The following is a 10,186-nucleotide window of genomic DNA, read 5'->3' on the forward strand; positions in this document are numbered from 1 at the left end:
TGCCATGACCTCGCGCCGACTGTCCGGATCGACTCTCGTCGCAGCCGCATCGATGGTCGCCGCAGCGGCTCTCATGGCCTCCGGACCGACTGCCTCGGCGGTGCCCCCGAGCGTGCTGTCGCCGGTTCCGCGCCCGGAGTCCTCGCCGCCCCCGGACCGGGTCGACTCGGGCACGACCCCCGGTCAGGGGCAGCTGGACCTGTCGGCTGCGGACACCCGCTCCGTTGCCCAGCGCCTCGCCGTCGCCGGGAAGGACCCCGCCCTCGGCAGCCGGGTCAGCGCCGTGGTCATCGATGCCTCGACGGGGGCGGTGCTCTACAGCCGCAACCCCTCCCTCGCCCTCATGCCGGCCTCCAACCAGAAGCTCACGACGGCGTTCGTGGGGCTCACCTCGATGGCCGGTACCAAGACGTTCCGCACCACCGTTCGGACCAACTCGACGCGGAGCACGGTGTGGCTCGTCGGCGGAGGTGACCCGGCGCTGGCCGTGACCCGGGTGAAGGAGATGGCAGCCACGACCCGCTCCGCCCTCGTCAAGGCCGGCGTCCGAACCGTGGCGGTGCGCGTCGACGACTCCCTCTTCCCCGCCCCGACGAACGCAACCGGGTGGAAGACGTCCTACGTCCCCGGTGACGTGGCGCCGGTTCGCGCGCTGGTCGTGGGAGGCCGCGGCGTCATGGACACGAGCCTCGACGCAGGCGTGACCTTCAGCAACGAGCTCAAGCGCCTCGGCATCTCGGTCTCGTCGACCCTCAGGGGCAAGGTGGCTCCCGGAGCCACGACCCTCGTCAGTGCCACCTCGCCCTACGTCCGCACGCTCGTGGGGCAGCTTGTCGACAGCTCGGACAACGACTACGCGGAGAACACCCACCGGCAGTCATCGTTGGCAGCCGCGAAGGGGGCCACCTGGAGCGCGGCCAACGTGCATGCCCTGGCGGTGCTCAAGGCGCACGGGGTGAACACCTCGGGGGTCGCCATCCACGACGGCTCCGGGCTGTCCCGGTCCAACCGGATGTCCGGGTCCAACCTCACCAGCCTCCTCCTGCGGGCGGCGAGGACCCCCGCGGTCAACCAGGTGCTCTACGCACCGAGCGGGATGCCGACCGCGGGCGTCTCGGGCACCCTCAAGACCCGGTTCGCCACCCCCGACACCCTGTGCGCCCGCGGCAAGGTGCGCGCCAAGACCGGCTGGCTCAGCGACGTCGTCTCACTCTCGGGCACGGCCTACGGCGTCGACGGCCGCCAGCGGATCTTCTCGATCATCGAGAACGGCGCGGCCAGCCCGACTCAGGCCCGGCTGGCGATCGAGCGGTTCGCCACCGCGGCCACCGGATGCAACCCCGCCTGAGCCTCGCGCGTCGGGCATCGGGTGAAGGTCTCGTATCCGAGACGGTATGCCGGGTGCGCGGCTGTCGCGGACGGCACACCGGCGCTTTGCTTGGGGGATGACGGACACCCAGACCCAGCGCCGCCCCGTCGTCGTCGGCGGTGACGCCCTGCGGATCGCTGACGTCGTCGAGGTGGCCCGGCACGGCGCACCCGTCGAGATCGGCCCCACGGCCCTCGACGCCGTCCGCGCGACCCGAGCGACGATCGAGGCGCTCGCGAACGACACGGTCGCCCACTACGGCGTCTCGACCGGGTTCGGTGCGCTGGCGACCCGGCACATCCCCGTCGACCTGCGGGCCCAGCTGCAGCGCTCGCTCATCCGCTCGCACGCCGCAGGCGCGGGTCCGGAGGTGGAGCGCGAGGTCGTGCGCGCCCTCATGCTCCTGCGCATCGCGACGCTCGCGACCGGACGCACCGGCGTTCGCGACTCGACCCTCGAGGCCTACGTCGCCCTGCTCAACGCCGGCATCACCCCGGTCGTGCACGAGTATGGCTCGCTCGGTTGCTCCGGCGACCTCGCGCCCCTGTCCCACTGCGCCCTCGCGCTCATGGGCGAGGGCCCGGTCCGCGACGCCGACGGCACCCTGATGGAGGCCGGTGACGCCCTGCGGGCCGCCGGGATCACGTCGGTGGAGCTCGCCGAGAAGGAGGGTTTGGCCCTCATCAACGGCACCGACGGCATGCTGGGGATGCTCTGCCTCGCCATCAGCGACCTCCGGATGCTCGTCACGACGGCCGACATCTCGGCGGCGATGAGCGTCGAAGGGCTGCTCGGCACGGACGACGTCTTCGCGGCCGACCTCCAGGCGCTGCGCCCGCAGCCCGGGCAGGCGCGCTCGGCCGAGAACATGCGCAAGGTGCTGTCGGACAGCCCGATCCGGGACTCGCACCGCGACCCCGACGCGTGCACGAGGGTGCAGGACGCCTACTCGCTGCGGTGCGCCCCCCAGGTCGCCGGCGGGGTGCGCGACACGGTCGACCACGCCGCACGGGTCGCGGAGTGGGAGCTCGCCGCGGCGATCGACAACCCCGTGGTCACGGTCGACGGCCGTGTGGAGTCCAACGGCAACTTCCACGGGGCGCCGGTCGCCTACGTCCTCGACTTCCTCGCCATCGTCGCGGCCGACCTGGCCTCGATCTCGGAGCGCCGGACCGACCGCTTCCTCGACAAGGCACGCAACAACGGGCTGCCGCCCTTCCTCGCCGACGACCCGGGGGTGGACTCGGGGCTGATGATCGCGCAGTACACCCAGGCCGCGATGGTCTCCGAGATGAAGCGGCTCGCGGTGCCGGCCAGCGTCGACTCGATCCCGAGCAGCGCGATGCAGGAGGACCACGTCTCGATGGGGTGGTCGGCCGCGCGCAAGCTCCGCCGCTCGGTCGACGCGCTGTCCCGCGTCGTCGCCATCGAGCTCGTCGCCGCCGCACGGGGCATCCAGCTGCGCGCCCCGCTCGCGCCGTCGCCGGCGTCGTCCGCCGTCATCGCCGCCCTCGCGGAGACCGTCCGGGTCGACCCCGGCCCGGACCGGTTCCTCGCACCCGACCTCGACGCCGCACACGAGGCCGTCGTCGCCGGCACCGTCGTCGCCGCCGCGGAGACCGTGACCGGCCCCCTCCACTAGCCACCCCGACTCATCCCAGGCCTCGATGAAAGGACCCGCCACCATGGACGGTGCACGACCCGTCCGCGCCCCGCGCGGCACCCAGCTGACCCACGCCACCCACTGGGGCGCCGAGGCCCCGCTGCGGATGCTCATGAACAACCTCGACCCCGAGGTGGCCGAGCGTCCCGACGACCTCGTCGTCTACGGCGGCACCGGTCGGGCGGCGCGCGACTGGAAGAGCTTCGACGCCATGGTGCGCACCTTGTCCACGCTCAAGCAGGACGAGACGATGCTCGTGCAGTCGGGACGGCCGGTCGGCGTCATGCAGACGCACGAGTGGGCGCCCCGGGTCCTCATCGCCAACTCCAACCTCGTCGGCGACTGGGCGACCTGGCCGGAGTTCCGCCGGCTCGAGCAGCTCGGGCTGACGATGTACGGCCAGATGACCGCCGGGTCGTGGATCTACATCGGGACACAGGGGATCGTCCAGGGCACCTACGAGACGTTCGCGGCGATCGCCGAGAAGCGTTTCGGCGGGACCCTGGCGGGCACGCTCACCCTCACCGGCGGATGCGGTGGCATGGGTGGCGCGCAGCCGCTCGCCGTGACGATGAACGAGGGCGTCTGCCTCATCGTCGACGTCGACGAGGCGCGGCTGCGGCGGCGGGTGGAGCACCGCTACCTCGACGAGGTCGCCGGCTCGCTCGACGAGGCCGTCGACAAGGCGCTGCGCGCCAAGGGCGAGAGGCGCGGCTGGAGCGTCGGCGTCGTCGGCAACGCCGCGGAGGTCTTCCCCGAGCTGCTGCGCCGTGGCGTACCGATCGACATCGTCACGGACCAGACGTCCGCGCACGACCCGTTGTCGTACCTGCCCGAGGGCGTCGCCCTCGAGGACTGGTCGGAGTATGCCGCGAAGAAGCCGGAGGAGTTCACCGACCGCGCCCGTGAGTCGATGGCCCACCAGGTCCGGGCGATGGTCGAGTTCCAGGACGCCGGCGCCGAGGTCTTCGACTACGGCAACTCGATCCGCGACGAGGCGCGCCAGGGTGGCTACGACCGGGCGTTCGAGTTCCCCGGGTTCGTCCCCGCCTACATCCGGCCGCTGTTCTGCGAGGGCAAGGGGCCCTTCCGCTGGGCGGCCCTCTCCGGCGACCCGAAGGACATCGCCGCGACCGACCGTGCGGTGCTCGACCTCTTCCCCGACAACGACCGCCTGCACAAGTGGATCAGGGGTGCGCAGGAGCGGATCGCCTTCCAGGGCCTGCCTGCTCGCATCTGCTGGCTGGGCCAGGGTGAGCGTGACAAGGCCGGTCTCGCGATCAACGAGCTCGTCCGCACGGGTGAGGTGAGCGCCCCGATCGTCATCGGTCGCGACCACCTCGACACCGGCTCCGTCGCCTCCCCCTACCGCGAGACCGAGTCGATGGCCGACGGCTCCGACGCGATCGCGGACTGGCCGCTGCTCAACGCCCTCGTCAACACCTCGTCGGGTGCGTCGTGGGTCTCGATCCACCACGGCGGCGGGGTCGGCATGGGCCGCTCGCTGCACGCCGGTCAGGTCTCGCTCGCCGATGGGACCGCGCTGGCCGCCGAGAAGCTCGCGCGCGTCCTCACCAACGACCCGGCCATGGGCGTGATCCGGCACGTCGACGCGGGCTACGACATCGCCGACCGCACCGCGGCCGAGCAGGGCATCCGCGTCCCGATGCGCGAGGGGTGACGCTCCAGCAGCACTCTCAGCCGCGCAGGACGCTCCACCGCGTCCAGTCGGGCGACAGCTTCCCGGCGCGGACGTGGGGCTCGGCGGACGCGGGGACCTGACGCTCCTGCCACGTCGTGCCCCAGTCCGTGCTGATGTGCAGCAGCGCCTCCAGCCGTCCCAGGCGGTCCGTGCGGACGGAGTAGACGGCGATCGCGCCGTCGAGGCCGTTGGCCACGACACCGGTGGCGGACAGTCCTGAGCCACCGATCCGGTGCCGGTGCTTCCGGCCGCTGGGCTCGAACCAGACGGCGTCGAGCCGGACCGTGTTGCAGTCCGCGACGGCGGCCACGCCCCAGAGGCCGCGGCGCCCCTCCCTGCCCCAGCGCGTCGACTCCACCACCCCGCCCGGCTGGACGGGTCCGGTCGAGACGGCGGAGAGGCCCGCCGGGCGAGGGTCCGGTCGGCCGGACTCGGGCCAGCAGGCCGGGGCCCTCGGGACGACGGCGGGGGCGACCGCCGCCCTCGCGCCCCCACGGCCGTCCGCGAGGTTGCCCCCTGTGCCGTCCGGGGTCGGGAGGGACCACACGACTGCGACCGCCAAAGCCGCGACGGCGGCCCAGCTCACCCTCCGGGTGGCCCGCGGGTCAGAGCGGTCGAACCAGCCGGTGACCGCGTCCCGGTCCGGGTTCGGCGTCCTTCTCATCACATGCTCCGTCGTGGCGGTGTGGTGCGGCTCCGCTGTCACGACGGTACGCCTCGGGGCCGGGTTCGGTCAGGCGCTCGTCAGCCCACCTCCGGCCAGCGCTCCCACGTGGCGAGGAGGTAGCCGTTCTGGATGGAGTCCTTGGCCGCTGCCGGCACGGCCAGGATGCGCCACGTCAGGCCGCGGTCGGTGCTCACGTGCAGGCGGCTCGGTCCGTCCCGAAGGATCTCGTAGTAGGCCATGGCGCGAGTCGTCCCGTCCTCGGCGAGCTGGACGGAGCCATCCGGGTCGTCGACCGCGAGGTCGTGGGTGGTCTGCCTCCCCCGAGCGCCGACATGGACGGCGGTGTAGGTCATCGCCCCCTCGGTGCCGGACGTCACCAGCAGACCCCAGAAGCCGTCCGCGGTGTTCCGGGACCAGGTGACGTTCGGGGGGAGGTCGATCCGGGTGATGGTCGCCTTGACGGGGTCCACCACGCACGGGCAGTCCCCGGCGATGGCGGTGCCGCCCACCCAGCCCGTCAGTCCCGGGGTCGCCGGCACCGGCCCCCTCGGCTGGGTGAGCTCCCGAGCCCGACGGCCGGGCTCGACGACGAGTGCCGGCGAGCGGCCGTACCCACCGCCGAGGATCACGTCGGCCGGAAGGTAGAACTCGCCGGTCACCAGCCTCTGGGCCTCGGGCTCCATGGCGATCCAGGGGGTGGCCATGAGCTCCTCTACCCAGAACGGCAGCGTGGCCAGGTCGAGGTGCGCCAGCGTGCGAGTGGTCCGGTCGAAGATGCACGTGTCCCCACGGCACGGCACGAGCGTCAGCCCGGGGCCGGGACGCCGCGGGGCCCCCTCGGCCAGCAGGCGTCGGGGCGAGGGCGACGCGGCCGAGACCGCGTAGAAGGCGGAGTCGTCGCCACAGACCGTGCAGGAGACGATGAACTCGCCGCGCCCGAGATAGGCCACCGGGCCGAGGGACTCGCCTCTCCCCGTGAGGACGTACGTCTGCTCGGCGCCCCCGGGCCCCGTCACCCGGTAGGCCACCCGGCACTCCTCCAGCCCCGCGGGGGCGCCGGGGGTCCCCGGGCAGAGCTCGTGGGCGGTCAGCGCGGCAGTGACCCCGTCGTCCGAGCCGAGGGTCTCCGTGGCCCCACCGCTGAGCCGGACGATCTCGTCCGCGGTGAGAGAGACCACGCCTCCGTTCGTGGGGGTGACCGCGGGCAGGCCGCCACGGTCGGCTGCCGGTCCCCCCCACACCACGGAGAGCACGGCGACGGTCGCGGCGGTCGTGAGCGCCAGGGCGCCGCCGGTCCGCACCCGGGCGCGTCGGGTGGCGACGCGTTCGAGGTCGGCCAGCGCAGGTGCGACGATCTCGCGCTCCAGCTCCGCGGCATACGACCGAAGGTCAGGCATGGTCGACCTCCTCGGCGAGGGCCACGTCGGTCCCGAGCTGCTCCCGGGCACGGGCGAGGCGGGACTTCACGGTCCCGATGGGGATGCCGAGGTCCTCGGCGATGGCCGCGAGCGGCTGGTCGGCGAGGTAGTGCAGGACCACGACCACGCGCCACTCGGGCCGAAGGCGTGACAGCGCCTCGGTGAGGGCCAGTCGTTCGGGCGTGGGCTCGACGGGCCGGACCGGACCGGGCACGCGCGGCAGGAGCCGCCGCAGGACCGTGCCCCGATGCCACCGGGTGCGCTGGCTGTTGATCGCCACGGTCCGCAGCCAGGCCTCGGGCTTGGCGACCGCGTCGAACCGATGACCCTGGCGGATGGCCTTGACGAACGCCTCCTGGACCGCGTCCTCGGCCTCCTCCTGGGAGCCGGTGACGGCCATGAGCTGGGCGACGAGCCGGGCATAGGACGCGTCATAGATGGCTGACAGCGCCTCACTCCCTGCCATGGCCTACCTCCGTGCTCGAGACGGCGAGGTGTCGGCGAGCTCCCGACACCCCAACGACCATCGAGGCCCGCCCCGGGTTCCCGGGAGCGACCGGTGATCCAGCTGGTGACTCCCATGGTCCTCGCTCGCGGGCCCTTGTGCGGCGCAGGTGGGCGGGTGGAGGGTGAGGTCATGAACCGCACGTCAGGTGGCGAGGACGCCCCTGTTCCCAGCAGCCCGCAGCAGATCCGCAACGTGGTCCTCGTCGGGCCGCCAGGTGCCGGCAAGAGCACCCTCTTCGAGCACCTCGTGGCGGCCCGTGTCGAGGGACGCCGACCCCGGGACGACGACCGCGCGTCGTCCACCGGGCTCGTCGCGGCGAGCTTCGCCAGCGGGGAGGTGGTGGTCAACCTCCTGGACACACCGGGCAACCCCGACTTCGTCGGGGAGGTCCGTGCAGGGCTGAGGGCGGCGGATGCCGCCCTCTTCGTCGTCTCGGGGGCCGACGGGGTGGACGAGTCGACGCGGATGCTGTGGCGCGAGTGCGACGCAGCCGGGATGCCGCGCGCCGTCGCCGTGACCCGGCTCGAGCACGCACGCGCGGACTTCGACGACACCGTGGCCACCCTGCGCCGCGTCTTCGGTGACGCCCAGCCGCTCGCGCAGCCCGTGCAGCCGGACGGCCCGGGCACCGCCGTCACCGGGCTCGTCGACCTGCTCGCCGAGCGGCGCGGCGACGTCGTCGAGGCGATCATCGAGGAGTCCGAGGACGACACGCTGCTCGAGCGCTACCTCGAGGGGGAGGAGGTAGACCTCGAGACCCTGCGCGAGGACCTCCATGCCGCGGTGGCGACCGGGCGCTTCTTCCCCGTCCTCCCGACCCACGCGACGGGCGGGATCGGCATCGAGGAGCTCCTCGACCTCGTCGAGCGGGGGCTGCCCTCACCGGCCGATGCCGGCCTCCCCCGCGTCTTCCGCACCAACGGCGGCGACTTCGGCGCCATCTCCTGCGACCCCGGCGGTCCGCTCGTCGCCGAGGTGGTGCGCACGACGAGCGACCCGTTCGTGGGGCGGCAGTCGCTCGTGCGGGTCTTCTCCGGAACCCTGCGTCCCGACGACCCCGTGCACGTGTCGGGGCACCTCCAGCAGTTCGCCGGCGACCGGCTCGGGGGCCACCTCGACCACGACGCCGACCTCGACCGGGTCGGGGCGCTGTCCGCGCCACTCGGTGCCGACTCGAGGTCCAAGCCGCAGGCGATCGCGGGCGACCTCGTGCTCGTCGCCCGGCTGGCCGCCGCCGAGACGACCGACACCCTCTCGTCGACCGACCGCCCGGCGCTGGTCGAGCCGTGGGTGCTGCCCGAACCGTTGCTGCCCGTCGCGATCCGGGCGCGGAGCAAGGGCGACGAGGACAAGCTCGCCACGGTGCTGCAGACGCTCGTGTCCGAGGACGTGACGATGCGGCTCGACCTCAACCCGGAGACGCACCAGGTCGTGCTGTGGACCATGGGCCCGGCGCACGTCGCCCTGCTCACCCAGTCGCTCGAGGAGCGCCACCACCTGCCCGTGGAGGCCGAGCCGCTCCGGACGGCCCTGCGGGAGACCTTCGTCCTCGCCTGTGACGCGCACGGTCGTCAGGTCAAGCAGTCCGGTGGTCACGGGCAGTACGCCGTGTGCCGGCTGCGCGTCGAGCCACTGCCCCGGGGCACCGGGATCGAGTTCGTCGACAAGGTGGTCGGTGGTGCAGTGCCGCGCCAGTACATCGCGTCGGTCGAGAAGGGGGTGCGTGCCCAGCTCGACAAGGGCGTCCTCGCGGGCTACCCCGCGGTCGACGTCCGGGTCACCCTGGTCGACGGCAAGTCGCACTCGGTCGACTCCTCCGACATGGCCTTCCAGACGGCCGCCGGGACCGCCCTGCGGGAGGCGGCCAACGAGAGCACGGTGGCGATGCTCGAGCCGATCGACGCCGTGGACATCGACGTCGCCGACGAGTCCGTCGGGTCGACGCTCGCGGACCTGCGCGGGCGACGCGGGCAGGTCCACGGCACCGAGCCGTCGGCCCACGAGGGCCGCACGGTCATCCATGCCGAGATCCCGTCGCTGGAGCTCTCGCGCTACCCGATCGACCTGCGCTCGGTCTCGCACGGGACCGGCACGTTCACGAGACGGTTCGCCCGCTACGACTACCTGCCGCCCCACCTCGTCAAGGACGTCATCTCCACCTGACGCCACGCGTCCCCGTGGGCGTTGAGGCGCGCTCAGGCGCGCTCAGGCGCGCTCAGGCGGGGTTGGTGACGTCGACGACGTCCGCGCCGAGGACCCGGACGACGTCGTCGGCGGCCACGGTCACGGACGTGCCGTGCGCACCCGCGCCCATGGAGATCGTGCGACCGGGCACGGTGGCGTCGGCGATGACCGGCCACGCGGTGCTCGACCCGAACGGCGTGATCGTGCCGCGCTCGTAGCCCGTCGCCTCCTGCGCCTGGTCGGCGGGCGGCATCGACAGCCGGTTGACCCCGAGGTGGGAGCGCAGCTTCGGCCACGAGATCTCGCGGTCGCCGGGCACGAGGACGAACACGTGGTCTCCCGGCCCCCGGCGCACGACCAGGGTCTTGACGATGTCGCGCGGCTTGATGCCGCGCTGGCGAGCCGCCTCGGCCAGGGACCGGGCCGGTTCGGTGGCGACGAGGATCCGGTGCTCGATGCCGCTGGCCTCGATCGCCTCGCGCGCCCTGCGGGCACCGTCGCCCTCGTCCGCAGCCCTGCCGATGTCGGTCATCCCCCGACTCTAGGGCTGCCCCGACCCCCCTCCCGCGGACCCAGGGTCTCGAATCACAGACACGGATGCGACGCGGTGCCGCGCCCGCGTGCCCTCGGGGGTGTGGAATGGGGGTGGCAGGCGGGTGACGAGGGCGGAAGGGG

Annotated in this window: 8 protein-coding genes; 4 read left to right on the forward strand and 4 right to left on the reverse strand. The window is 73.1% G+C overall.

The features are described from left to right. Nucleotides 1–4 precede the first annotated feature (4 nt). From dacB to hutU, 3 genes are all read left to right on the forward strand, one after another. Complete coding sequence (gene dacB / locus AC3EU2_RS08825) at nucleotides 5–1,348, forward strand: D-alanyl-D-alanine carboxypeptidase/D-alanyl-D-alanine endopeptidase (RefSeq protein WP_488179336.1); 1,344 nt, start codon at nucleotides 5–7, stop codon at nucleotides 1,346–1,348. A 97-nt stretch (nucleotides 1,349–1,445) separates the two neighbouring features. Next, nucleotides 1,446–3,011, forward strand: a complete 1,566-nt coding sequence (gene hutH, locus AC3EU2_RS08830) for a histidine ammonia-lyase (RefSeq protein WP_488179337.1) — start codon at nucleotides 1,446–1,448, stop codon at nucleotides 3,009–3,011. 43 nt (nucleotides 3,012–3,054) lie between these two features. Next, nucleotides 3,055–4,713, forward strand: coding sequence for a urocanate hydratase (gene hutU, locus AC3EU2_RS08835; protein WP_488179338.1), 1,659 nt, complete (start codon nucleotides 3,055–3,057; stop codon nucleotides 4,711–4,713). 16 nt (nucleotides 4,714–4,729) lie between these two features. Here the strand turns inward: hutU and AC3EU2_RS08840 are convergent, their stop codons facing one another. The 3 genes from AC3EU2_RS08840 to AC3EU2_RS08850 all read right to left on the reverse strand — a co-directional run bounded on the left by AC3EU2_RS08840 (nucleotide 4,730) and on the right by AC3EU2_RS08850 (nucleotide 7,285). Beyond that, nucleotides 4,730–5,398 (reverse strand): hypothetical protein, encoded by a 669-nt coding sequence (locus AC3EU2_RS08840; protein ID WP_488179339.1) that lies wholly within the window; start codon nucleotides 5,396–5,398, stop codon nucleotides 4,730–4,732. An 80-nt stretch (nucleotides 5,399–5,478) separates the two neighbouring features. Then, nucleotides 5,479–6,798, reverse strand: a complete 1,320-nt coding sequence (locus AC3EU2_RS08845) for a hypothetical protein (RefSeq protein ID WP_488179340.1) — start codon at nucleotides 6,796–6,798, stop codon at nucleotides 5,479–5,481. Then, nucleotides 6,791–7,285: an RNA polymerase sigma factor gene (locus tag AC3EU2_RS08850; protein ID WP_488179341.1), complete on the reverse strand. Its 495-nt coding sequence runs from the start codon at nucleotides 7,283–7,285 to the stop codon at nucleotides 6,791–6,793. Before AC3EU2_RS08850 ends, AC3EU2_RS08845 begins: the two co-directional genes overlap by 8 nt. Before the next feature lie 171 nt (nucleotides 7,286–7,456). On the opposite strand from AC3EU2_RS08850, the gene AC3EU2_RS08855 reads away from it, so the two are divergent. Next, a complete protein-coding gene (locus tag AC3EU2_RS08855) occupies nucleotides 7,457–9,490 on the forward strand; it encodes an elongation factor G (RefSeq protein ID WP_488179342.1) in 2,034 nt (677 codons plus the stop codon). A 52-nt stretch (nucleotides 9,491–9,542) separates the two neighbouring features. Here AC3EU2_RS08855 and AC3EU2_RS08860 read toward each other — a convergent pair whose 3' ends face one another. Then, the gene (locus AC3EU2_RS08860) at nucleotides 9,543–10,043 is read right to left on the reverse strand and encodes an aminoacyl-tRNA deacylase (RefSeq protein ID WP_488179343.1); all 501 of its coding nucleotides are present in this window, start codon (nucleotides 10,041–10,043) and stop codon (nucleotides 9,543–9,545) included. Nucleotides 10,044–10,186: the final 143 nt, after the last annotated feature.

This window comes from Knoellia sp. B-D-2 (genome assembly GCF_057714695.1).

Excerpts from the sequence above, each read along its gene's own strand:
- AC3EU2_RS08840 (WP_488179339.1), bottom strand. The coding sequence starts at position 5,398 with ATGAGAAGGACGCCGAACCCGGACCGGGACGCGGTCACCGGCTGGTTC.
- AC3EU2_RS08845 (WP_488179340.1), bottom strand. The coding sequence starts at position 6,798 with ATGCCTGACCTTCGGTCGTATGCCGCGGAGCTGGAGCGCGAGATCGTC.
- hutU (WP_488179338.1), top strand. The coding sequence starts at position 3,055 with ATGGACGGTGCACGACCCGTCCGCGCCCCGCGCGGCACCCAGCTGACC.
- hutH (WP_488179337.1), top strand. The coding sequence starts at position 1,446 with ATGACGGACACCCAGACCCAGCGCCGCCCCGTCGTCGTCGGCGGTGAC.
- AC3EU2_RS08855 (WP_488179342.1), top strand. The coding sequence starts at position 7,457 with ATGAACCGCACGTCAGGTGGCGAGGACGCCCCTGTTCCCAGCAGCCCG.
- dacB (WP_488179336.1), top strand. The coding sequence starts at position 5 with ATGACCTCGCGCCGACTGTCCGGATCGACTCTCGTCGCAGCCGCATCG.
- AC3EU2_RS08850 (WP_488179341.1), bottom strand. The coding sequence starts at position 7,285 with ATGGCAGGGAGTGAGGCGCTGTCAGCCATCTATGACGCGTCCTATGCC.
- AC3EU2_RS08860 (WP_488179343.1), bottom strand. The coding sequence starts at position 10,043 with ATGACCGACATCGGCAGGGCTGCGGACGAGGGCGACGGTGCCCGCAGG.